We start from the raw sequence: 21,673 nt of genomic DNA on the forward strand, positions 1-21,673 counted from the left end.
CGCTGGGGGTTGCTGCCCATGACGAAGCGGTCGCGCCAACCTGCCCCGTAGGAGGGGAACGTCCGCTGACAGCGGGCGAGATTGCGCTCGCCCGATCGGTTTTCGGGCACGCGATCGATTATGCCAGGGTGACGATCCGGCGGCGGAAGTGGTTTCCGTTCCAGCCCCGCCGGATCACCATGGCCCCGCGCGGCCATCTCCATTTCCACCCTCGCGGCGATGCCTATTGCGATGATTTCTCGACCACGCATGTGCTGCGCCAGGGGTTGCTGATCCACGAGCTGGTGCATGTCTGGCAGGTCCAGACCAGGGGCGACTGGTACCTGCTCACCCGGCGGATGCCCTGGGCGCGCTATGATTATGCGCTCAAGCCGGGCTGGCCGCTCGAACGCTACGGGATCGAACAGCAGGCCGAGATCGTGAAACACGCCTTCTGGCTACGCAACGGCGTGAAAGTCGCGGGCATCGCCGATCCCGCAGCATACGACCTGCTGGTCCGCTTCCCGGGGGCCGAGCGCTAGGCCCCGCGGGCAGCCGATGCGAAAAGGGCCGCCCATGCGGGACGGCCCTTGTTCGTTCGGTCGGATGTTCATCCGGCCAGGCGATCAGCGCCAGTAGCGAGCGTAGCGATCGTCATCGCGGCAGTCGTCGTCGACATAGCGGCCATCGCCGTAATAGCCGTCGCAATCGTCGTCCTTGTCGCTGACATAGCCGATCACTCCGCCGATCGCGGCACCGGCTAGCGCGTAGGTTTCGAGGTCTTCACCCAGCAATGCGCTCAGCCCGGCACCGGCAGCCGCACCGGCAGCTGCGCCCTCGACCGCGTAATTCTGCGCGCAGGCGCCCAGACCGAGGCTCGAGGCGAGTAGCGCGGGTGCGAGTAACAACTTGGTGTTCATGGTATCTCTCCGTTTGCGTCCCTGTCGGATCACATACGGACGAGCGGCCTCGCCGTTCCTCAGTCGTAGGTCACGCCGGGCAGTCCCTGCCCGCCATCGGCGATAAAGGCATCGATCCGCGCTTCGAGCGCGGGCAGCGGCACCGAACCGAGCGACAGCACCACATCGTGGAACTTGCGAATATCGAAGCGTTCGCCGAGTTCCTCTTCCGCCTTCGCGCGGACGCGGCGTATCGTCATCTCGCCCAGCTTGTAGGCCAAGGCCTGACCCGGCCAACTGATGTAGCGATCGATCTCGGTGCCCACTTCGCGGTCGGACAGGGCAGTATGGCTCGACAGGTAATCGACCGCCTGTTCGCGGCTCCAGCCATAGTGGTGGATGCCGGTATCGATCACCAGCCGCGCCGCGCGCCACATCTCGTAGGACAGCCGCCCGAACTTCTCATAGGGCGTGCGATAGATCCCCATCTCCTCGCCGAGATATTCGACATAGAGCCCCCACCCCTCACCAAAGCCCGAAAAATAGGTCTGGCGGCGGAACCGCGGGGCTTCCTCCTGTTCGAGCGCGACCGCGCCCTGGAAACTGTGCCCGGGCGCGCATTCGTGCAGCGTCAGCGCGGGGATGTTGTAGAGCGGGCGCGAAGGCAGGTCGTAGGTGTTCATCTGGCACGCATCGAGCCCGCCGCGCCCCGCGGTGTAGAAGGGGGCGATGGCGGGATCGACCGGGCGGATCGTGAACCGGTGACGCGGCAGGAAGCCGAAATAATCGGTAAGTTTCCCATCGACGCGCTTGGCGACATAGGAGGAAAGCCCCATCAGCTCGTCACCGCTGCGCGCCACGAATTGCGGGTCGGTGCGCAGGAAGGTGACGAATTCGGCCAGCGTGCCGTCGAAGCCCGCCTCGTCCTTCACCTTTTCCATTTCGGCGGTGATCCGCGCGACCTCGTCGAGGCCGATCCGGTGGATCTGCTCGGCGGTCAGGTCGAGCGTGGTGTATTGGCGGATCTGCTGCGCGTAATAGGCCGCGCCATCGGGGAGCTCGCTCGCGCCAAGGGTCGTGCGCGTATTGGGCAGATATTCCTCGCGGAAGAAGGCGAGCCATTGGGCATAGGCGGGCGTCACCTGCTCAGCGATTGCCGCGCGCCCGGCTTCGCGCAGGCGCTTCTGCTCGTCGGCAGGAATGCTGCGCGGCATATCGGCGAAGGGCGCCCAGAAGGGGCTCTGCTTGGGATCGTCGACGACATAGGATGCGATCGACACATCGCGCCCTTCCAGCGTCACCCGCGGAACCGAAAACCCGCGCGCCAGCCCGGCCCGCGCATTGGCGGTCTGCTCGGAAAAGTAGCGCGGGATATCGCGCATCCGGCCGATGTAGTTCCAATATTCTTCGGCCGTGGTGAAGCCGCCACGCGGGGCCAGGTAGGACCAGAAATTGCTGTCGCTGTCGAAGGGCATTTCCCATTCGGCAAAGCGCGCATCGCCGATATCGGCCTCGAGCAGCGTGTGAAGGACCAGCGCATTGGTCCGCCCCTTGGCACCCAGCGCCGTCCGGTCGATGGCCTCCAGCTCACTAAGGTATTCTACGTAGCGTGCCGCCCGTGCCCGCTGCGCTTCGGGCGTGACCGACCATAGCGTCGCGCCCCGGTCGGTGCTGCCATTGGCGTTTTCGGTCAGCCCGAATTGCTCGAGCTGGTAATCGTAATAGCTGTCCGCCAGCTCCGCGAGCCGCGCATCGGCCGCCTCTTCGGCAGCGAGCGGGGATGCGGAAACGACGGCAAGGGCGCATGCGGCCGCCCCAAAAATCCAATGCATTATCAACCCTCCGTTCTTGTCCCGCCAGTGGCCGTGCCATCAAGGAACGGAATCATTGCTTGGATTAATGAGCCGCCCTCTTCTACGAAACCCGACTGCGGGTAAAACTCGCTCACGCGGTAGTCGAGCCCAATCCCGATGGGCGTGATATGCTCGCGCTTCTCGATCTCAGACATGGCCTCAACCATATCTTTGAACAAGAAACTGTTCCCGTTCGCTGCGAGCGTGGCGTCATCCACTGGCGCCCCATCCGACAGAACGACAAGCATCTTGTTGGGTGTTCGCTCCTGAACCAATCGGTCCGCCGCCCATCGAAGCGCTTCGCCATCGACGTTCTCCCGAAGAATATCCGTCCTGAGCAGCGCATCCCAGTCATCGTCGCCACCGGGCGAACCGAAATCGGAAACAACAATATGAACTAGGGCGCACAATCGCCCGGGGTATTCGGGCGATCCATCTGCAAGCCATTTTTTCCGTACCGGACCGCCCCGCCAGCCGCGGGTTGTGAAACCATACACCGCTACGTTCGACTCATGCTTCGTGAGCCATTCCGAAATTGCCCTGACTTCTCCTAGCACTTCCGGTAGCCGCTTTGCCATCGATCCAGACAGATCAATCAGAAGGCAAACCGACGCCGGTGGCTTGGGAGGGCGAAACTCGACCAAACGAGAAATACCGTGCGCACGCGCTGCAAGGTATGCTTCCCTTCGCCTATCGATATCCCGCTCGAAATCACCGCTGGGGCTCTCACCAGCAGTCCCATCGGCGTCGAGCAGAGCGGGAAGGTCTCGTGCCCTTATCTCGAGATCAAATTCCTCAGTATATGACGAGTATGCCTGCTCAGGCCAGTCCGCGACCGCCGAGACAGGGCGCGCCGGAGCCCGCCTCCCAAGCCACCATAGGAACAAGATGACGGCGCCCCAAAAAATGCCGGTCAGGGCGCCGTTCAGCACAGGCTATCAGTCCGGCTTTTTCGCGACGCCGACCATGGCCGGGCGCAGCAAGCGGTCCTTGATCATGTAGCCGGCCTGCATTTCCTGCACGATCGTGCCCGGTTCTACTTCGTCGCTCGGCACTTCCATCATCGCCTGATGCTGGTTGGGATCGAGCGGCATGCCCTTGGCGGCGATACGCGTGATGCCATTGCCGGCAAACACCTTCTCGAGCTCGCGCTGGGTGGCTTCGATGCCCGAAATGAAGTTCTTGGCCTTCTCGAGCTCGCGCAATTCGTCGGGCACATGGTCGAGTGCGCGCGCCAGATTGTCCGCGACGCTGAGGATATCGCGCGCGAAGTTGGTCGCAGCATAATTGCGCGCGTCCTGGACGTCCTTTTCGAGGCGGCGGCGCACGTTCTGCGTCTCGGCGCGCGCGTAGAGCACGTCCTGCATGGCGGTTTCGAGATCGCCCTTGAGCTTGCCGAGTGCATCATCGAGCGAGCTTTCCTCGCTGTCCTCATCGGTATCGCCACGCAGGTGCTCGGGCACGCCTTCCATTTCGCGTAGCACTTCGTCGTCGACCGCCTTTTTCTGCGGTTCGTTGTTGTTTTCGTCGGTCACGTAATAACCCTGTCAGCCTATGCGTTTGCCCAATGATCGGGCGGTGAAATCAACCATGGGGACGACCCGCGCGTAATTCAACCGCGTCGGGCCGATCACCCCCAGCACGCCGACCACCCTGCCCTCGCGGTCGCGATAGGGCGAGGCGATGACCGACGAGCCCGAAAGCGAGAACAGCCGGTTCTCGGCGCCGATAAATATCCGCATCGCTTCGGCGCGGCGTGCGCGCTCGAGCAGGCTGGCGACCGACTGCTTGCTTTCGAGATCGTCGAGCAGCGAGCGGACGCGTTCGATATCGCCCAGCGCGGCTTCGTCGAGCAAATTGGCCTGCCCGCGGACGATCATGACCGGGCGCTTGGCCGCATCCTCGCTCCATGTCGCGAGCCCGCGGCGCACCAGGTCGCTGCTGGCTTCGTCGAGCGCGGACTTCCCGCTGGCGATCTCTGCTTCGACCGTGCTGGCCGCCTCCGCCAGGGTGCGACCGGAACTGCGTGCGGTGAGGTAATTGCTCGCCTGTTCGAGCGAGGTGCCGAGTGCTTCGGCGGGAAGCGTGATGATACGGTTTTCGATCTGGCCATCTTCGCCGACCAGCACCGCCAGCACGCGGTGTGTGTCGAGTGCGGTCAGCGAGACCTGCGCCAGACGCGGCTCGCGCGTCGGGACCATGACCATGCCCGCTGCCCCCGAAAGGTCGGACAGCAGCGCGCTGGTTTCCTCGAGTGCGCGTTCGATCGGACCGGGTTCGCCCAATCGCTGCTCGATCGCGTCGCGTTCCTCGCGCGTCGGTTCGGCCACCTGCATCATCGCGTCGACGAACAGCCGCAATCCGGTATCGGTCGGCATCCGCCCCGCGCTCGTATGCGGCGCCGCCAGCAGCCCGCGCGCCTCGAGATCGGCCAGCACGTTGCGGATCGAAGCGGGGGAGAGATTGACCTGCCCGCCGCCCGCCAGCGCTTTCGATCCTACCGGCGAGCCGCTGTCGAGATAGCCTTCGACCACGAGGCGGAAGATCTCGCGAGCGCGGTCGGACAGATCGTTGAGCGGCGGAGAATTCATGCCCCCTATCTAACCACTCCCCTTGCGGCCTCAAGGGGCTTGCGCCACAGGCAGTCGCGAGATTCGACTGCAATGGAGAACCCCATGCGACCTTCCGGCCGGGCGCCCGACGAAATGCGCGCCATCACTATCGAAACCGGTTACACCAAGCACGCCGAAGGTAGCTGCCTGATCAGCTTCGGCGAAACCCGCGTATTGTGCACCGCCAGCGTCGAAGAACGCATCCCGCCGTGGCTGCGCGGCAAGGGCGAAGGCTGGGTCACCGGCGAATATTCGATGCTCCCGCGCGCCACGCATACGCGCGGCCAGCGCGAGGCGGCCAAGGGCAAGCAGAGCGGCCGGACGCAGGAAATCCAGCGACTTATCGGGCGCAGCTTGCGCGCGGTGGTCGATCACAAGAAGCTCGGCGAACGGCAGATCACGCTCGATTGCGACGTGATCCAGGCCGACGGCGGCACGCGCACGGCTTCGATCTCCGGCGCCTGGGTCGCACTGCGCCTCGCGGTCGACGGCCTGATGAAGTCGGGCGACATCACGCAGGACCCGATCACCGCGAAGGTCGCGGCGGTTTCCTGTGGGGTCTACCAGGGCACGCCCGTGCTCGACCTCGACTACCCCGAAGACAGCAATGCCGATGCCGATGCCAATTTCGTGCTGATCGAAGGCGGCAAGATCGCTGAAGCGCAGGCGACCGCCGAAGGCGCGCCCTATGACGAGGAAGCCTTCCTCCGCCTGCTGCGACTGGCGCAAATGGGCTGCGCGCAGATCTTCAAGGCGCAGGACGAGGCCACGCGTAAATGACGCGCCGGCTCGGTTCGGGCTCGCTCGTGATTGCCACGCATAACGCCGGCAAGCTGAAAGAGATTTCCGCGCTGCTCGAACCGCATGGCATGAAATGCCTGTCGGCCGGGTCGCTGGGTCTGCCCGAACCGGCCGAAACCGGCACCACCTTCGTCCAGAACGCGCTGCTCAAGGCGCGGGCTGCGGCGGAGGCGTCGGGCATCGTCGCGCTCGCCGACGACAGCGGCCTGTCGGTCGCCGCCCTCGGCGGGCGGCCGGGCGTCTATACCGCCGACTGGGCCGAGCGGCAGTGGTTCGAAGGCGATCCGGGCCGCGACTGGTACATGGCGATGGGCAAGGTCGAGGGGCTGTTGCAGGAACAGGGCGCGGACGTTGACCGGTCCTGCGCGTTCCACTGCGTGCTGGCACTGGCATGGCCCGATGGCGAGCACGCGGTCTACGAAGGCACCGCTCCCGGCAGCCTGACCTGGCCGCCGCGTGGCGAAATGGGTTTCGGTTACGATCCGGTGTTCGTGCCCGAAGGCAGCGAGCAGACCTTTGCCGAGATCGAACCGGCGCAGAAACACGCGATCAGTCACCGCGCCGATGCGTTTGCGAAGCTGGTCTCCGAACAGTTCGGCTAAGCGTCAGTAGGCTTTCTGGCCCCAGACATTTCCGGCGGGCCAATAGCGGCAGACCAGCACATCGTTGCCCGCGGCGGTGGCCACCGCGCAGCCGACTTCCTGCGTGTCGCGCCAGACCACCTGCGCGTAATGCCCGACGTCGGCCCAGTTCCCCGTTTTCGAAATGTCGGGGAAATGCGCGTGGCGGTAATGCTTTTTCTCGGCAATGAACATGCCGACCATGGTTTCGACCTGCCAGTGTCCGGCGGTGCCCATCCAGAGGTTTTCGCCCGTCTGGTTGCGGCCCTTCTGGCTGGCGTGCTGCAACATGCCCTTGCGCGACAAGTGACGCGCCCAGTCCTGTGCTTCTCGCTCGAGATGGGTGTTCCACTTGAGGGGTTGCAGACGCAGGCGCAGGCGCTCGTCATTGTGCGGCCGCAGGATGCGTGCGGCCAGATGGACGTCCGAGCTTCCCCGGCCATCGATCGACCGCGATGCGGGAATCGGCTTGTCCTGCGAAAGCCAGCTTGACGATCCGCTTGCGGCCACGGCAGTCCCCGTGGCACAGAGTAGAGCAACAGCGCCCATCAGCGGCGCGATCCAGTTCTTCGTCCCATTCATGGGTCCGGCTCTTCAGCCGATATAGTTAAGAATGATTGAAGGCACTTTTGGCCCGCGCACTCTACATCCATTGGCCCTATTGCATCGCCAAATGCCCCTATTGCGATTTCAACAGCCATGTCCGCAAAACCGCCGATATGGCGGAATGGAAGACAGCGCTGCTGGCGGATATGCGCCACGAATTCTACGCGACCGGGTCTGAGGAACGCCTCGCAAGTATCTTTTTCGGCGGCGGAACTCCGTCGCTGATGCCGCCGTCTCTGGTGGCAGATTTGCTGCGCGAGGCGGAGCGTTTGTGGGGCTTCGATCGGGCGATCGAGATCACGCTGGAGGCCAATCCGAGCAGCGTCGAGGCTGCGAAATTCGCCGATCTGGCGGCGGTCGGGGTCAATCGCGTGTCGCTGGGCGTGCAAAGCCTGCGCGATGAAGCGTTGCGTTTTCTCGGTCGGTTGCATGGGGTCGAGGAGGCACTGACCGCGCTCGAGCTGGCGCAGAGCCACTTTCAGCGCGTGTCGCTCGACCTGATCTATGCCCGACCCGGACAGAGCATGGCCGATTGGCGCACCGAGCTTGGCGAAGCACTGGCGCTCGGCACCGATCACATGTCGCTCTACCAGCTGACCATCGAACCCGCGACGCGCTTCGCGACCGATGTCCGCCGCGGGATGTTCGAACCGCTCGACGACGACAATGCCGCCGACCTGTTCGCGCTGACCCGCGAGATGACCGTCGCCGCGGGCCTGCCCGCCTACGAGATCAGCAACCATGCCCGCCCCGGCGAGGAAAGCCGCCACAATCTGACCTATTGGCGCTACCAGGACTATATCGGGATCGGCCCTGGCGCGCATGGACGGCGCGGCGACGTGGCCACGACGCGGCACCGCAAGCCCGAGAACTATATTGCCGCGGTGGCCGAGACGGGTCACGGGATCGCCGAAACGCGCCCGCTCGACCGGAGCGAACAGGCAAGCGAAGCGCTGCTGATGGGTCTGCGTCTGGCCGAAGGGGTCGATTTGGCCGCCCTCGCCCGCCGGTTCGCTGTCCCGCCCGCCGGATTGATCGACCCTGCCAAGCTTGCGCTTTACCGCGACCTTGGACTGGTGCGTACGGATGACGGATGGATCGGCGTCACACCGCAGGGCATGCCGCTGCTCGATGCGCTGCTGGGCGAGCTGGTCCAGGCCGATCTCGTCGCCTCATGAGCCGGGCGGAACTGCTCGAAGCGTGGCATGGCCATCTCGCGCTCGGGCTGCGGCGTTCGCCGCATACGGTGCGCGCCTATGGGAAGGCGGCCGAACGGCTGCTGACCCGGCTGGACCTGGCGGAATGGGACGATGTCGCCGAGCTATCGACCGCGGCGCTGCGCACCCATCTGGCGTCACGCCGCGCCGACGGCCTGTCGAACGCTTCGACCGCACGCGAACTCTCCGCGCTCAAGGGGTTCATCGGTTTTGCGCGGACGCAGGCGGGACACGCGGTATCCGACCCCCCGCGCCTGCGCGGCCCGCGGATCAAGAAAGGCCTCCCGCGCCCGGTCACCCCCGACGATGCCATCGGTCTTGCGGATACGGTGGAAGCGCTCGCCGCCGACGACTGGATCGGGGCGCGTGACCGCGCGGTGCTGCTGCTGCTCTATGGCGCGGGCATGCGGATTGCCGAGGCGCTGTCGCTGACCGCATCCGCGCTGCCGCTGGGCGAGCGGCTGACCGTGACCGGCAAGGGCGGCAAGCAGCGCGTCGTTCCCCTCATTCCCATCGTGCGCGAGGCGGTGGCGGACTATGCCGCGCGCTGTCCCTGGCCCTTGCCCCCGCAGGAGCCGCTGTTTCGCGGCGCGAAGGGTGGGCCGCTCGTACAGGGGGTCGTGCAGCGGACCACCGCGCGCGCGCGCAAGGCGCTGGGCCTGCCCGACAGCGCCACGCCGCATGCGCTGCGGCACAGCTTCGCCACGCATCTGCTGGGTGCGGGCGCAGATTTGCGCAGCCTGCAGGAATTGCTTGGCCATGCCAGCCTCGGGTCGACGCAGATCTATACCAAGGTCGATGCGGCCAGCCTGCTCGAAACTTATCGCAACGCCCATCCGCGTGAACGGGACTAGCGCTCGGCGCGCGGTTTCCAGCTGACGACCCGCCACAAATAGCCGGCGAGCGTCAGCCCGAGCAGGCCGAGCGTGATCCAGCCGAGCACCTCCTGCGATTCGGCGAGCCATACCGCCAGCCGCCGACCGCTTTCGACCAGCAACAGGTTCCAGATGAACGCCCCGGCAAAGGTGAAGCCGAGGAACCGCCACAGGCCCATATGCGCGAGCCCTGCGGGGAGCGAGATCATCGTGCGGAAGACCGGGGTGAAGCGGAACACGAAGACCACCCAGGGGCCATGCCGCTGGAAGAAGCGCTGTGCGCGTTCGACGTCTTCCCATTCCATCGTCAGCCAGCGCGCCCAGCGGTTCACGAAGGGTTCGAGCCGGGTCCGCCCCCAATGGTCGCCGAGCCAGTACCAGACGTAATTGCCCGCGGTCGATCCAATGGTGCCGACGATCATCAGCGGCCAGAAATCGATCGTGCCGCGCGACACCGCGACCCCGCCCAGCCCCATGATCACTTCGGACGGGATCGGCGGAAAGATGTTCTCGACCGCCATGAGCAGGAAAATGCCCAGCAGCCCGCCCTGCTCGATCGCGCGGATAATGAGTTCGTGCATGAAACCGTAACCAGCGGGCCCGCGAAGCGGTCCTAGAGCTCCGCGTGGCGGCGCTTGATCGCATCCCAGATCAGCCCGGCGGTGTCGGTGCCGTTGAACTTGTCGATCGCGACGATGCCCGTCGGCGAGGTGACGTTGATCTCGGTCAGCCACTTGCCGCCGATCACGTCAATTCCAACGAATACCAGCCCGCGGCGCTTCAATTCGGGGCCCATCGCGGCGCAGATCTCTTCCTCACGCGCGGTCAGCGTCGTCGCTTCGGCATGGCCGCCCTGCGCAAGGTTCGAACGGAACTCACCTTCACCCGGGAAGCGATTGATCGCCCCGGCAAATTCGCCGTCGACCAGCACGATACGCTTGTCGCCCTCGCTCACCTCGGGGAGGAAGGGCTGGACCATATGCGGTTCGGGCCAGGTCTGGTCGAAGACTTCCGACAGCGCCGACAGATTGGTCCCGTGCTTGTCGATACGGAAAATCGCCTTGCCGCCATTGCCGTGCAGCGGTTTGACCACGACCGAGCCGTGCTTCTTCTGAAAATCGCGCAGATCGTCGAGATGCCGCGCGACCAGCGTCGGCGGCATGTATTGCGCATAGTCGAGCACGAACATCTTTTCCGGCGCGTTGACCACTTCGCGCGGATCGTTGGCCACCAGCGTGGTGCCCTTGAGCCGGTCGAGCAGCAGAGCAGAGCTGATATAGCCGAGGTGGAACGGCGGATCCTGCCGCATCAGCACCACGTCGATATCGCGCGCAAGGTCGATCCGGCGGCGGTCGCCGGCGTGGAAATGGTCGCCCTCGACCCGCTGGACGGTAACCGGCGCGGCATGCGCGGTGATGCGCCCATGCGGGGTGCCGTCGCTTTCATAGGCGAGGGTCGCGACGTCGTAATGCCACACTTCGAACCCGCGTGCCTGCGCCGACAGCATCAGCGCAAAAGAGCTGTCACCCGCGATATTGATGTTTTCGAGCGGGTCCATCTGGACGGCGACGCGTAGGGACATTCCTATTCCTCGTAGTCAGGCGAGCGGCGGGAAGAAGCGAAGATTACGGCTGCCAGGCATTGGGGATGTGGCGAGGGAAGCTGCCCGGCGCAAGCAGGATCACGTCGATCCGGATATCCTCGCCGTTTTCGGCATAGCGATGCGCCACCGCTTCCGCCGCCGCCGCGACGCGCGAAAGCCGGTGTTCGTCGATCGCATGGTCGAGATCGGCGCGCTTGCGGCGCCATTTCACTTCGACGAACGCGACCACCCCGCCCCGCCTGGCGACCAGGTCGATCTCACCCGCGGGCGTCCTGACCCGCCGGTCGAGCACTTGCCAGCCCTTGGCGCGCAACCACACTGCTGCGCGTGTCTCGCCTTCGCGGCCGCTTTTCTCGGCCAGCTGGCGGGTCATTCGGAGCGCAGCGCCATGGCCCGCGCGTAGAGCGTCTTGCGGTCCATCCCGGTGGCCTTGGCGACCTGCCCCGCAGCCTGCGAGGCTTTCATCGTGCGCAGGGCGGCGACCAGCATGATCTCCGCCTCTTCCTCGCTCGCCACGCTTTCGGGCGGCGGGCCGATCAGCAGGACGATTTCGCCGCGCGGGGGATTGGCATCGAAATAGGCGCGCACGCCCGCGGGCAGGCCGCGGCGCATTTCTTCGTGCAGCTTGGTCAATTCGCGCGCCACCGCCACTTCGCGTTCGGGAAGAACCTCCTCGATCGCTGCCAGCGATTTCGCCAGACGCGGCGCGGTCTCGTAGAAGATCAGCGTGCTAACGACCCCGGCCAGTTCTGCGAGCGTTTCGCGGCGGGCCTTGTCCTTGCTGGGCAGGAAACCGGCGAAGAGGAAGCGGTCATTGGGCAGGCCCGACAAGGCCAGCCCGGTCACGGCCGCGCAGGCCCCGGGCAGCGCGGTAACGGGGATGCCCTCTGCCCGGCAATCATTGACTAGCCGGTAACCGGGGTCGGAGACCATCGGGGTGCCCGCATCGCTGACCAGCGCCACCGCCCGGTCGCGCATGGATTCGACCAACCGGGTGCGGTCGCGATGTTCGCTGTGATCGTCATAGCGCCACATCGGCTTCGAGATGCCGAGATGCTTGAGCAGCTTGCCGGTGACCCGCGTATCCTCGCAGGCGATCCCGTCGCAGCGGCGCAACACATCGACCGCGCGCAGTGTGATATCCCCAAGGTTGCCGATCGGGGTGGCGACGATATAGAGCCCCGGTGTAAGGGAATCTTCGGAAGGGGTCGCATCAGTCACCCTTCCCCCATGAACCAATATTGAGGGACGCGGCAAGATGAAGCGCTGGACTTTCGACCGTCGGGCAATGGTAACCCTCGGGCTGGCAGCCCTGCTGGGCGCCTGCTCGGTCATTCCCAAGGCCCCCGAACGCGCGGGGCCGGTGGCGCCGACGCCTTCCGCCGAACCGACGCAGAGCCTGCCGACCGACGAGACGCGGCACCGGATCGCGCTGCTGGTCCCGATGTCGGGCCGCAACGGGCCGGTCGGCCAGTCGATCGCCAATGCCACCACCATGGCGCTGCTCGACACCAATGCCGGCAATCTGCGGATCACCACTTACGACACCGCCAAGGGTCCCGAAGCCGCGGCGCGCCAAGCGATCGCGGAAGGCAACAAGCTGATCCTCGGCCCATTGCTCGGATCGAACATCCCTTCGGTCACCGCCCCGGCGCGTGCGGCGGATGTGCCGGTGATTTCCTTCTCCAACGATACCGGCGCCGCGGGCCCCGATGTGTTCATCATGGGGCACATCCCCGAACAGTCGATCACGCGCACTGTCCAGTATGCCCGCAGCCAGGGCGCGCAGAATTTCGCCATTATCGCCCCCGACGGGGAATATGGTTCGCGCGCGGAAGACGCGGTGCGGCGCGCGGTGGCAGCCTATGGCGGCGAGGTCGTGTGGACCGAACGTTTCGCCCGCGGCAACACTTCGATCGTTAGCGCGGCAGAGCGGCTGAAGGCGCATGGCGGCTATGACACCGTGCTCGTCGCCGATGGCGCGCGCCTTGCGGCGCAGGCCGCGGGCGTGCTCAACCCGGGCGGCGCCATGACCACCCGGCTGCTGGGTACCGAATTGTGGAGCGGCGAAGGCTCGGTCACGCGCGCATCTGCTCTGACGGGGGCATGGTTCTCCGCCGTGTCGGACGATCGCTACAAGCGCTTTACCGACAGCTATGAGGCACGCTTCGGCAGCCAGCCCTATCGCATAGCGACGCTGGGTTATGACGCGGTTCTGCTGACCTTGCGCGTGGCGCGCGACTGGCGTCCGGGCCGCGATTTCCCCGCTGGCGCATTGCGCAGCGAAGACGGCTTCCTCGGCCTCGACGGGGCTTTTCGCTTCGGGCGCAACGGGCTGGTCGAACGCGCCTTCGAAGTGCGCGAAGTGCGTGATGGTGCGGTTGTCGTGGTGGAGAATGCACCCAGCCGCTTCTGAGCAGGGCGGATAACCCCGCCGGCGCGCTTGTAGCGGCGGGAAACCGCACGATATAGCAGCTGCATGTCCGACGATCTGTTCGAAAACACGCCGACCTCCAGCGGCGACTATGACGCTTCCTCGATCGAGGTCCTCGAAGGCCTCGAACCGGTGCGGCGCCGCCCCGGCATGTATATCGGCGGCACCGACGATCGCGCGCTGCATCACCTCGTTGCCGAAGTGCTCGACAACTCGATGGACGAGGCCGTGGCCGGCCATGCCACGCGGATCGAGGTGCGGCTCGAGGAAGGCAATCGCATCACTATCGCGGATAACGGCCGCGGCATGCCGGTGGACGAGCATCCCAAGTTCCCGGGCAAGTCCACGCTCGAGGTGATCCTCTCCACGCTGCACTCGGGCGGCAAGTTCTCGGGCAAGGCCTACGCCACCAGCGGCGGCCTGCACGGTGTCGGCATCTCGGTGGTGAACGCCCTGTCGAGCGATACGCGGGTCGAAGTGGCGCGCGACAAGCAGCTGTTCGCGCAGAGCTTTGCCAAGGGGCAGACGCTCGGCCCGCTCGAGCAGCTCGGCCCGACGCCCAATCGCCGCGGCACCACGGTCAGCTTCGTCCCCGACACCGAGATTTTCGGCGACCGCCAGTTTAGCCCCAAGCGGTTGTTCAAACTGGCGCGGTCGAAGGCCTATCTCTTCGCCGGTGTCGAAATCCGCTGGAAATGCGCGGACAGCCTCGCGAGCGATGATGTCCCCACCGAAGCGGTGTTCAAATTCCCCGGCGGCCTTGCCGATCATCTGGCCGAGCAGATCGGGTCGCGCGAATGCGTCACTGCCGAGCCTTTTGCGGGCAGCCAGGATTTTCCCGAGGAGGCCGGCCGCGTCGAATGGGCGATTGCCTGGCCGCTCTATTCGGACGGTTCGACCAGCTGGTATTGCAACACCGTGCCCACGCCCGATGGCGGCACGCATGAGCAGGGCCTGCGCGCGGCACTGACCAAGGGCCTGCGCGCCTTCGCCGAGCTGACGGGAGTGAAAAAGGCCAAGGAGCTGACTGCCGACGACGTGATGGTCGGCGCCGAGGTCATGCTCAGCGTCTTCATCCGCGATCCGCAGTTCCAGTCGCAGACCAAGGACCGGCTGACCTCGCCCGAAGCCGCGCGGCTCGTCGAGAATGCGGTGCGTGACCATTTCGACCATTTCCTCGCCGACAATATGGACCGCGGCAAGGCGCTGCTCGGCCAGGTGATGGAGCGGATGGACGAGCGACTCCGGCGCAAGCAGGAACGCGAGATCAAGCGCAAGACCGCGACCAATGCCAAGAAGCTGCGCCTGCCGGGTAAGCTCACCGATTGTTCGGGCGAAGGCGAGGCGGAAACCGAACTGTTCATCGTCGAAGGCGATTCGGCGGGCGGCAGCGCCAAGCAGGCGCGCGCGCGCAAGAGCCAGGCGATCCTGCCGATCCGCGGCAAGATCCTCAACGTCGCCAGTGCCACCGCCGACAAGATCCGCGCGAATAGCGAAATTGCCGACCTCACGCTTGCGATGGGCTGCGGCACGCGCAAGGACTGCGACCCCGAGAACCTGCGCTACGACCGCATCATCATCATGACCGATGCCGATGTCGACGGCGCGCATATCGCGACGCTGCTGATGACGTTCTTCTTCCAGGAGATGACCGAGGTGGTGCGCGGCGGGCACCTCTACCTCGCGCAGCCCCCGCTCTACCGCCTGACCGCAGGCAAGGAGAGCCGCTATGCCCGCGACGACGCGCACCGTGCCGAGCTGGAAGCCACCGTGTTCAAGGGCAAGAAGGTCGATGTCGGCCGCTTCAAGGGCCTTGGCGAGATGAACCCCGCGCAGCTGCGCGAGACCACGATGAACCCGGCTACCCGCAGCCTCATCCGGATCACGCTCCCGCCCGAGTTCGAGGACCGCGCGAAGGTCAAGGAACTGGTCGACCAGCTGATGGGCCGCAATCCCGAACACCGGTTCAACTTCATCCAGAACAATGCCGGCGACGTGGACCGCGAGATGATCGACGCGTGACGGCTGTGCCGAACGCCTTGGATCGATAGCGGTTGGGTTGTAGTGTCCCCCTGCACCGCGGGAGACAGCCGATGAACAGGATCGCCTTGGGACTGCTGACCGCGGCCGCCGGCTTGCTCGGTGCTTGCAGCCTCCCCTCGCCCAGCCTGTCGCTACTGGCGAGCGATTGCGGGGGCCAGTTCGGCGCACCGGGGGACGTCGCGCCAGGCGATGTCTTCTTCATGGCCAGCAATATGGCCGACTGCCGTGAGGATTCGCTCCAATTCGCCATCTTCCGCTCGGACGAGCTGTCCTACGGCTTCGTCAAACCGGCCGATCACGGTGAAGAGCCATCGGACGCGCACCGCGCCAAGCTGCTTGCCGAAGACCAATGGCTGGCGGCGCTGACCGACCAGATCGAGCAACCCGGGAACGAGAACCGCGTGCTGCTCTATATCCACGGCTACCGCAGCGATTTCGACGATGCGCTCGACCGCACGGTCACGGTGCGCAACCTCAATGCCTATTCGGTCCCGACCGTGTCGGTGGTGTGGCCCTCTCGCAAACGCTATCTCAGCTATCTCTACGATGCCTCGAGCATCGCCTGGTCGCAGGGCTATATCGACAGCCTGCTGCTGTCACTGGTCGAGAAGAGTAACAACATCACGCTGGTGGCCCACAGCATGGGAGGGCGCGCGCTGGTCGGGGCGATCAGGCGGCTCAACCTCGCCAAGCCCGACAAGGCAGCGCATGTGCACCGGCTGATCCTCGTGTCACCCGATATCGACCGCCACCAGGTCCTGCGCGACAATGGTTCGATCTCCGAACTGCTGAAGGGCGGGCGTTCGGTGACGATCTATTCCTCACAGGAAGACCTCGCGCTGCGAACCTCGCGCTCGCTCCACGGCTACAGCCGGCTCGGCAGCTCGGATTGCAGCTATTCGGTCGACTATGCGGAGCGCAGCCTGGGCCGTGACGGCAATTGCCACCTCGGCCCGGACCTGCCGGGATTGAGCATGGTGGATACTTCGGCCGCGGTAGCCGAGGGCGGGCTGCGGCACGCCGACGTGTTCGATACCTGCGTCGGCCGTGCCGATCTGGCGGCGGTACTGAATGGCGAGCCCACCCCGTGGCGCGAAACGGTGGCGCCGCGTGGGGGCCGCACGGGCTACCGCCTCACCCACGAATCCTACACCGCGCAGCGGGACGACTGCCCCGCCTAGACCCCGGTGGTATGCACGTGGAGATCGCTTTCCAGCGTCCGATGCACCGGGCACTTGTCGGCGATGGCGATGATCCGGCTCCGCTGGTCGTCGGTGAGCTTGTCGCCATGCAGTTCGATCCGGCGAACCAGCGCCTGCATCGGCCGCCCTTCCTCCATCGCCTCGACATGATCGCACTCGTCCTGGTGCTTGCGTTCATGCGTCACTTCGACCGTCGCCCCCTCGAGCGGCCAGCCCTTGCCATCTGCATACATCTTCATCGTCATCGCGGTGCAAGTGCCCAGCGCGGCGTTGAGCAAATCGTAAGGCGTCGGCCCGCTGTCGTCGCCGCCATAACTCTTGGGCTCGTCGGCGATGAAGCGATGAGTGCGGGTGTGGACCTCGGTGCCGAACTTGCCATGGCCGGTTTTCACCACGACGCCCTTGGCGGGCATCGGCCAGTCGTCGCGAAGCGGCAGATAGCGGCTTGCCCAGGCGGCGATCATGCTGGCGGCGAAGCGCGCATCGGCCTCGTCGAGCAGCAGATGGTCCGCGCCTTCGAGGCTGACGAAGCTCTTCGGATGTTTGGCCGCGCCGAACAACGCGCTGGCGTTCTCGATCCCGACGATCGCATCGGTGGGGGAATGGAGGAACAGCAGCGGACGTTTGAGTCGCCCGACCTCTTCGAGCAGGTCGATATTCTCGACCCGTTCGAGGAAATCGCGGCTGAGCGCAAAATCGCGACCGCCGATCGTGACCTCGCCCTCGCCTTCCTTGCGGATCGCCTCGAGATCGCCGTCGATCCGCTGGAGCACATGCGGCACATCGCTGGGCGCGCCGATGGTGGCGATCGCGGCGACCTTGTCGAAGCCCAGATCATCCGCCGCCGCCAGCACCGCCGCACCGCCAAGGCTGTGTCCGACTAGCAGGATCGGCTGCGCGAAACGCACCAGCAGCTCTTCCGCTGCCGCAACCAGATCGGCGACATCGGTAGCGAAACCCGCGCGCCCGAATTCGCCATCGCTCCCGCCCAGCCCGGTAAAGTCGAACCGCAGGCAGGCGATGCCTTCCTGCGCCAGCGCACGCGCCACGCTGACCGCCGCGCGGCTCTGCTTGGTGCATGTGAAGCAATGCGCGAACAGCGCCGCCCCGCGCACCAGCCCGGTGGGCAGTTCGAGCGAACCGGTCAGTTCGTGGCCGGCATCGGTGGCGATAGTAATCTTTTCGGTCGGCATGATTTCTTCCTCGCCTCTGAAGCCATAACGCCCCCTTGCACGAGCGGTGCCCGGTCCCTAACGCTAACGTAAAGTTGCAAGGGAAAACCGATGACAGAACCGACCCGTTTTGAAGGCACGCAGGCCTATATCGCCACCGAAGACCTGAAGGTCGCAGTCAATGCAGCGGTGACGCTGCGGCGTCCGCTGCTGGTCAAGGGCGAACCGGGCACGGGCAAGACGGTTCTGGCGCACGAGATTTCCAAGGCGCTCGACGCGCCGCTGATCGAGTGGAACGTCAAATCGACCACCAAGGCGCAGCAGGGCCTGTATGAATATGACGCGGTCGCCCGCCTGCGCGACGGCCAGCTCGGCGACGAGCGCGTCCATGACATCTCGAACTACATCCGGCGCGGCAAATTGTGGGAAGCGTTCACCGCCGAACAACTGCCCGTGCTGCTGATCGACGAGATCGACAAGGCCGACATCGAGTTTCCCAACGACCTGTTGCAGGAACTCGATCGCATGAGTTTCGATGTCTATGAAACGCATGAGCGGATCGAGGCGAAGGAACGCCCGATCGTGGTCATCACCTCGAACAACGAGAAGGAACTGCCCGACGCCTTCCTGCGCCGCTGCTTCTTCCACTATATCAAGTTCCCCGACACCGAGACGATGCGCGAGATCATCGAGGTCCACTTCCCCGGCATCCAGAAGACGCTCGTCACCAAGGCGATGGAAATCTTCTACGAAATCCGCGACGTGCCGGGCCTGAAGAAGAAGCCCTCGACCAGCGAGCTGCTCGACTGGCTCAAGCTGCTGCTCAACGAGGACATGCCGATCGAAGTGCTGCAGGATGCCAATCCCAACGCCGCGATCCCGCCGCTGCATGGCGCCTTGCTCAAGAACGAGCAGGACGTGATGATGTTCGAACGCCTTGCCTTCATGGCGCGCCGGCAGAGCTGACACCTACCTGCTGAAAGCAACAATAAAGGGGCGCGGACCATATTCGGTTCGCGCCCCTTTTTCATTATCCGCTCGCGGATCAGTCCAGGCTGTAGGCCAGTTCGAAATCGCCCCAGCGGCGGCCGTTTATGACCAGCGGCACATAGACATTGCGCACGACGAGATAGTTCTTGCCGTCGCCTTCCTGGCGATAGACCGCCATCATATAGGGTTCGGTCTGCGTCTTGGCGGTCTTGTCGATCGCGTAGAGCATGATGCGGCCATTGCGGCAGTGCTGCGTGTCATGCGCCAGATCGCCGGTCGGCGGGCGCGAATGTTCGCTGACATGCGTCGGCAGGAACCCGTTGGTGTCCGATTGCGAACACATGATCACCGGGCGGCCTTCGCTGCTCACCGCGTCGTTGATCGGGCGCCAATTGGCATCGGCCCAATCGCTCAGCTCGGTACGATAGAGCTGCGGGTTGGTGCCTGGTACCTCGCGGTAGTCGCGGTCGAACAATTGCTCCATCGTCAGCTCGCCCGCGGCGATCGCGGCTTCGGCCGCCGCGACGACCTGTGCGGCATGACCCTGCGCCTTCTCCACCATGACGCTGTCCTGCGGAGACAGGCCGGCCTTGACCAGCTTGTCGAACATGTCGCTGGCGATTAGCTCTAGCCCTTCCATCCGGTCATGCGCGGTCGCCAGCTTGTTCTCATTGTCGCTGACGGCGCCGTCGAAATCGCCGAGCACGTCCTGCACGCGGTGGACATGGTCCGAAATCTTGGCGGTGTTGCGCGCGATCAGATCCTGCTGGCCGTCGACCTCGGTCAACAGCTCGGTGACGCTGCGCATCGTGTCCTCGATCGAGCCGACCGAATCCTTCGCATGGACGCTTGCCTGGGCGCCGCTTTCGATCTTTTCGATCACCTGTTCGGCTTCATTGCCGAGCGTGTCGATGGTGCGGCCGATTTCCTCGGTCGCCTTGCGCGTTTCGCTGGCGAGCGTCTTCACTTCATTGGCGACGACCGCAAAGGTGCGGCCCTGCTCGCCCGCACGCATCGCCTCGATCGTCGCATTGAGTGCAAGGATATTGGTGGTCTCGGCAATCTGGTCGATTTCCTGGCTCGACCGGCGCACCTGGTCCATCGCCGCAGCGAAACCGGTGACGTGCTGCGACAGCGTTTCGACGAGGCTGAGGAGGTTGCCGATTTCGTTCAGCGAATTGCTGATCAGCATCGACCCGTCGTTGAGCCGCTCGATCGCGCGTTCGGACAGCAGCCGGGCCTCGTCGCTGGCTTCGAGGACCTTGCGCTGGTCTTCATCGAGCGCGGTGACCGTGCCCTGCAGCTCGACATATTCGCTGCGCAGGTGGCCGAAGGAATCGATCACTCCCTGGACGATCCCCGCCACGTCCGAACAGCCCACGGTTACCTTGCCGCAAGCTGCCGGTATCTGGTCCAGAGCCGACGCCCCCCTGGCATCGATCGCGCTGAGTTCCATTGCCTGTGTGACCCCCTTTTTGGTCTTGTTCTGCGTAGCTTACGCCGCGTTGGTTAGTGGGCAGTTAAAAAATACGCGCGATAAGTAACTGGTGCGGCGCAAAGGCACGCGCTAGGCTACGGGCCATGTTCTTCAATTTCGTCGACGAGCTTCGCTCTGCGGGCATTTCCGCAAGCTTCAAGGAACACCTCACGCTGATCGAGGCGCTCGACCGCGACGTGATCGAGCAATCGCCCGAGGCGTTCTATTATCTCAGCCGGGCGACCTTCGTGAAAGACGAAGGCCTGCTCGACCGGTTCGACCAGGTATTCCAGAAGGTCTTCAAGGGCATACTGATCGATTACGGCCAGAACCCGGTGGAGATTCCCGAGGACTGGCTGAAGTCGGTGGCGGAGAAATTCCTCTCCGAAGAGGAGATGGAAAAGATCAAGGGCCTGGGCGACTGGGACGAGATCATGGAGACGCTCAAGAAGCGCCTCGAGGAGCAGGAAAAGCGCCACCAGGGCGGCAACAAATGGATCGGCACCGGGGGCACATCGCCCTTCGGCAATTCGGGCTACAACCCCGAAGGCGTGCGGATCGGCGGCGAAAGCAAGCACAAGCGTGCGGTGAAGGTGTGGGACAAGCGCGAGTTCAAGAATCTCGACAACACCAAGGAACTGGGCACGCGCAACATCAAGATGGCGCTGCGCCGCCTGCGCCGGTTTGCCCGCGAAGGCGCTGCCGACGAGCTCGACCTCGATGCAACGATCGACGGCACCGCCAAGCAGGGCTGGCTCGACATCCGGATGCGGCCCGAACGGCACAATGCGGTCAAGCTGCTGCTGTTCCTCGATGTTGGCGGGTCGATGGATCCGTTCATCAAGGTGACCGAGGAACTGTTCAGTGCGGCCACGGCCGAGTTCAAGAACCTGGAATTCTTCTATTTCCACAACTGCCTTTACGAAGGCGTGTGGAAGGACAACCGCCGCCGCTGGCAGGAACGCACCAAGACCTGGGACGTGCTTCACAAATACGGGCATGACTACAAGATCGTGTTCGTCGGCGACGCCGCGATGAGCCCTTACGAGATCACCCATCCGGGCGGCAGCGTCGAACATATGAACGAGGAAGCGGGCGCAACCTGGATGCAGCGCGTGACCAATACCTATCCCGCCACCGTCTGGCTCAATCCGGTGCCCGAAAAGCAGTGGTCCTATTCGCAATCGACCAAGGTGATGAAGCAGCTGGTCAACGACCGGATGTATCCGCTGACGCTCGACGGGCTCGACGATGCGATGCGCGAGCTGAGCCGCAAGACCGGGGCCTGAT

The 21,673-nt window shown here is 64.7% G+C and carries 22 protein-coding genes; 10 read left to right on the top strand and 12 right to left on the bottom strand.

Annotated elements, in window-relative coordinates:
- Window positions 1–2: 2 nt before the first annotated feature.
- The gene (locus tag J2S32_RS02620) at window positions 3–521 is read left to right on the top strand and encodes a vgr related protein (RefSeq protein ID WP_253522882.1); all 519 of its coding nucleotides are present in this window, start codon (window positions 3–5) and stop codon (window positions 519–521) included.
- Window positions 522–605: 84 nt separating this feature from the next.
- On the opposite strand, the gene J2S32_RS02625 is transcribed toward J2S32_RS02620, so the two are convergent.
- From J2S32_RS02625 to hrcA, 5 genes are read right to left on the bottom strand one after another with little or no spacing between them, the layout of a single operon-like run.
- A complete protein-coding gene (locus J2S32_RS02625; protein WP_050600536.1) occupies window positions 606–899 on the bottom strand; it encodes a YMGG-like glycine zipper-containing protein in 294 nt (97 codons plus the stop codon).
- 59 nt (window positions 900–958) lie between these two features.
- On the bottom strand, window positions 959–2,710 hold the full coding sequence (locus J2S32_RS02630; RefSeq protein WP_253515641.1) for a DUF885 domain-containing protein: 1,752 nt from the start codon (window positions 2,708–2,710) through the stop codon (window positions 959–961).
- 2 nt (window positions 2,711–2,712) lie between these two features.
- The gene (locus J2S32_RS02635; RefSeq protein ID WP_253515643.1) at window positions 2,713–3,663 is read right to left on the bottom strand and encodes a cobaltochelatase CobT-related protein; all 951 of its coding nucleotides are present in this window, start codon (window positions 3,661–3,663) and stop codon (window positions 2,713–2,715) included.
- 6 nt (window positions 3,664–3,669) lie between these two features.
- Window positions 3,670–4,266: a nucleotide exchange factor GrpE gene (grpE, locus tag J2S32_RS02640; protein WP_253515645.1), complete on the bottom strand. Its 597-nt coding sequence runs from the start codon at window positions 4,264–4,266 to the stop codon at window positions 3,670–3,672.
- Window positions 4,267–4,278: 12 nt separating this feature from the next.
- Entirely contained in the window at window positions 4,279–5,322 is a 1,044-nt protein-coding gene (gene hrcA, locus J2S32_RS02645; RefSeq protein WP_253515650.1) for a heat-inducible transcriptional repressor HrcA, read from the bottom strand.
- Between the two features lie 84 nt (window positions 5,323–5,406).
- Here hrcA and rph point away from each other — a divergent pair, with 84 nt between their 5' ends.
- Both rph and rdgB read left to right on the top strand, forming a co-directional pair.
- A complete protein-coding gene (gene rph / locus J2S32_RS02650; protein ID WP_067466735.1) occupies window positions 5,407–6,123 on the top strand; it encodes a ribonuclease PH in 717 nt (238 codons plus the stop codon).
- Complete coding sequence (gene rdgB / locus J2S32_RS02655) at window positions 6,120–6,746, top strand: RdgB/HAM1 family non-canonical purine NTP pyrophosphatase (protein WP_253515652.1); 627 nt, start codon at window positions 6,120–6,122, stop codon at window positions 6,744–6,746. Before rph ends, rdgB begins: the two co-directional genes overlap by 4 nt.
- A 3-nt stretch (window positions 6,747–6,749) precedes the next feature.
- Here rdgB and J2S32_RS02660 read toward each other — a convergent pair whose 3' ends face one another.
- Window positions 6,750–7,346 (bottom strand): CAP domain-containing protein, encoded by a 597-nt coding sequence (locus J2S32_RS02660; protein WP_253515654.1) that lies wholly within the window; start codon window positions 7,344–7,346, stop codon window positions 6,750–6,752.
- Window positions 7,347–7,393: 47 nt separating this feature from the next.
- On the opposite strand from J2S32_RS02660, the gene hemW reads away from it, so the two are divergent.
- Together hemW and J2S32_RS02670 are read left to right on the top strand one after the other, a co-directional pair.
- Window positions 7,394–8,548, top strand: coding sequence for a radical SAM family heme chaperone HemW (hemW, locus tag J2S32_RS02665; RefSeq protein ID WP_253522885.1), 1,155 nt, complete (start codon window positions 7,394–7,396; stop codon window positions 8,546–8,548).
- Complete coding sequence (locus J2S32_RS02670) at window positions 8,545–9,441, top strand: tyrosine recombinase XerC (RefSeq protein WP_253515656.1); 897 nt, start codon at window positions 8,545–8,547, stop codon at window positions 9,439–9,441. Before hemW ends, J2S32_RS02670 begins: the two co-directional genes overlap by 4 nt.
- On the opposite strand, the gene J2S32_RS02675 is transcribed toward J2S32_RS02670, so the two are convergent.
- From J2S32_RS02675 to rsmI, 4 genes are read right to left on the bottom strand one after another with little or no spacing between them, the layout of a single operon-like run.
- Window positions 9,438–10,043 carry a DedA family protein gene (locus J2S32_RS02675; protein ID WP_253515658.1) on the bottom strand — a complete coding sequence of 202 codons (606 nt, stop codon included), beginning with the start codon at window positions 10,041–10,043 and terminating at the stop codon, window positions 9,438–9,440. The two genes, J2S32_RS02670 and J2S32_RS02675, sit on opposite strands and share 4 nt — an antisense overlap.
- A 32-nt stretch (window positions 10,044–10,075) precedes the next feature.
- Complete coding sequence (gene gshB / locus J2S32_RS02680) at window positions 10,076–11,044, bottom strand: glutathione synthase (RefSeq protein ID WP_253515661.1); 969 nt, start codon at window positions 11,042–11,044, stop codon at window positions 10,076–10,078.
- 43 nt (window positions 11,045–11,087) lie between these two features.
- On the bottom strand, window positions 11,088–11,438 hold the full coding sequence (locus J2S32_RS02685; RefSeq protein WP_253515662.1) for a YraN family protein: 351 nt from the start codon (window positions 11,436–11,438) through the stop codon (window positions 11,088–11,090).
- On the bottom strand, window positions 11,435–12,286 hold the full coding sequence (gene rsmI / locus J2S32_RS02690) for a 16S rRNA (cytidine(1402)-2'-O)-methyltransferase (protein ID WP_253515666.1): 852 nt from the start codon (window positions 12,284–12,286) through the stop codon (window positions 11,435–11,437). Before rsmI ends, J2S32_RS02685 begins: the two co-directional genes overlap by 4 nt.
- Before the next feature lie 37 nt (window positions 12,287–12,323).
- Here rsmI and J2S32_RS02695 point away from each other — a divergent pair, with 37 nt between their 5' ends.
- The 3 genes from J2S32_RS02695 to J2S32_RS02705 all read left to right on the top strand — a co-directional run bounded on the left by J2S32_RS02695 (window position 12,324) and on the right by J2S32_RS02705 (window position 16,723).
- The gene (locus J2S32_RS02695) at window positions 12,324–13,481 is read left to right on the top strand and encodes a penicillin-binding protein activator (RefSeq protein WP_253515668.1); all 1,158 of its coding nucleotides are present in this window, start codon (window positions 12,324–12,326) and stop codon (window positions 13,479–13,481) included.
- A gap of 63 nt (window positions 13,482–13,544) precedes the next feature.
- Window positions 13,545–15,521 carry a DNA topoisomerase IV subunit B gene (parE, locus tag J2S32_RS02700; protein WP_253515671.1) on the top strand — a complete coding sequence of 659 codons (1,977 nt, stop codon included), beginning with the start codon at window positions 13,545–13,547 and terminating at the stop codon, window positions 15,519–15,521.
- A gap of 71 nt (window positions 15,522–15,592) precedes the next feature.
- A complete protein-coding gene (locus tag J2S32_RS02705; RefSeq protein ID WP_253515673.1) occupies window positions 15,593–16,723 on the top strand; it encodes an alpha/beta hydrolase in 1,131 nt (376 codons plus the stop codon).
- On the opposite strand, the gene J2S32_RS02710 is transcribed toward J2S32_RS02705, so the two are convergent.
- Window positions 16,720–17,937, bottom strand: coding sequence for a bifunctional alpha/beta hydrolase/OsmC family protein (locus J2S32_RS02710; RefSeq protein ID WP_253515676.1), 1,218 nt, complete (start codon window positions 17,935–17,937; stop codon window positions 16,720–16,722). The genes J2S32_RS02705 and J2S32_RS02710 overlap by 4 nt on opposite strands.
- 90 nt (window positions 17,938–18,027) lie before the next feature.
- Here J2S32_RS02710 and J2S32_RS02715 point away from each other — a divergent pair, with 90 nt between their 5' ends.
- The gene (locus tag J2S32_RS02715) at window positions 18,028–18,882 is read left to right on the top strand and encodes an AAA family ATPase (RefSeq protein ID WP_253515678.1); all 855 of its coding nucleotides are present in this window, start codon (window positions 18,028–18,030) and stop codon (window positions 18,880–18,882) included.
- 79 nt (window positions 18,883–18,961) lie between these two features.
- Here the strand turns inward: J2S32_RS02715 and J2S32_RS02720 are convergent, their stop codons facing one another.
- The gene (locus tag J2S32_RS02720; RefSeq protein WP_253515681.1) at window positions 18,962–20,362 is read right to left on the bottom strand and encodes a methyl-accepting chemotaxis protein; all 1,401 of its coding nucleotides are present in this window, start codon (window positions 20,360–20,362) and stop codon (window positions 18,962–18,964) included.
- Window positions 20,363–20,487: 125 nt separating this feature from the next.
- Between J2S32_RS02720 and J2S32_RS02725 the strand changes: the two genes are divergently transcribed.
- Window positions 20,488–21,672, top strand: coding sequence for a vWA domain-containing protein (locus tag J2S32_RS02725; RefSeq protein ID WP_253515689.1), 1,185 nt, complete (start codon window positions 20,488–20,490; stop codon window positions 21,670–21,672).
- Window position 21,673: the final 1 nt, after the last annotated feature.

Origin of the sequence: Qipengyuania citrea (assembly GCF_024171405.1) — a bacterium.
Classification (GTDB): domain Bacteria; phylum Pseudomonadota; class Alphaproteobacteria; order Sphingomonadales; family Sphingomonadaceae; genus Qipengyuania; species Qipengyuania profunda.

Coding starts and splice junctions, on each gene's coding strand:
- J2S32_RS02660 (WP_253515654.1), bottom strand. CDS start 7,346: ATGAATGGGACGAAGAACTGGATCGCGCCGCTGATGGGCGCTGTTGCT.
- J2S32_RS02670 (WP_253515656.1), top strand. CDS start 8,545: ATGAGCCGGGCGGAACTGCTCGAAGCGTGGCATGGCCATCTCGCGCTC.
- parE (WP_253515671.1), top strand. CDS start 13,545: ATGTCCGACGATCTGTTCGAAAACACGCCGACCTCCAGCGGCGACTAT.
- rph (WP_067466735.1), top strand. CDS start 5,407: ATGCGACCTTCCGGCCGGGCGCCCGACGAAATGCGCGCCATCACTATC.
- J2S32_RS02625 (WP_050600536.1), bottom strand. CDS start 899: ATGAACACCAAGTTGTTACTCGCACCCGCGCTACTCGCCTCGAGCCTC.
- J2S32_RS02710 (WP_253515676.1), bottom strand. CDS start 17,937: ATGCCGACCGAAAAGATTACTATCGCCACCGATGCCGGCCACGAACTG.
- J2S32_RS02705 (WP_253515673.1), top strand. CDS start 15,593: ATGAACAGGATCGCCTTGGGACTGCTGACCGCGGCCGCCGGCTTGCTC.
- rdgB (WP_253515652.1), top strand. CDS start 6,120: ATGACGCGCCGGCTCGGTTCGGGCTCGCTCGTGATTGCCACGCATAAC.
- gshB (WP_253515661.1), bottom strand. CDS start 11,044: ATGTCCCTACGCGTCGCCGTCCAGATGGACCCGCTCGAAAACATCAAT.
- J2S32_RS02685 (WP_253515662.1), bottom strand. CDS start 11,438: ATGACCCGCCAGCTGGCCGAGAAAAGCGGCCGCGAAGGCGAGACACGC.
- J2S32_RS02725 (WP_253515689.1), top strand. CDS start 20,488: ATGTTCTTCAATTTCGTCGACGAGCTTCGCTCTGCGGGCATTTCCGCA.
- J2S32_RS02715 (WP_253515678.1), top strand. CDS start 18,028: ATGACAGAACCGACCCGTTTTGAAGGCACGCAGGCCTATATCGCCACC.
- J2S32_RS02695 (WP_253515668.1), top strand. CDS start 12,324: ATGAAGCGCTGGACTTTCGACCGTCGGGCAATGGTAACCCTCGGGCTG.
- J2S32_RS02675 (WP_253515658.1), bottom strand. CDS start 10,043: ATGCACGAACTCATTATCCGCGCGATCGAGCAGGGCGGGCTGCTGGGC.
- J2S32_RS02720 (WP_253515681.1), bottom strand. CDS start 20,362: ATGGAACTCAGCGCGATCGATGCCAGGGGGGCGTCGGCTCTGGACCAG.
- hrcA (WP_253515650.1), bottom strand. CDS start 5,322: ATGAATTCTCCGCCGCTCAACGATCTGTCCGACCGCGCTCGCGAGATC.
- J2S32_RS02630 (WP_253515641.1), bottom strand. CDS start 2,710: ATGCATTGGATTTTTGGGGCGGCCGCATGCGCCCTTGCCGTCGTTTCC.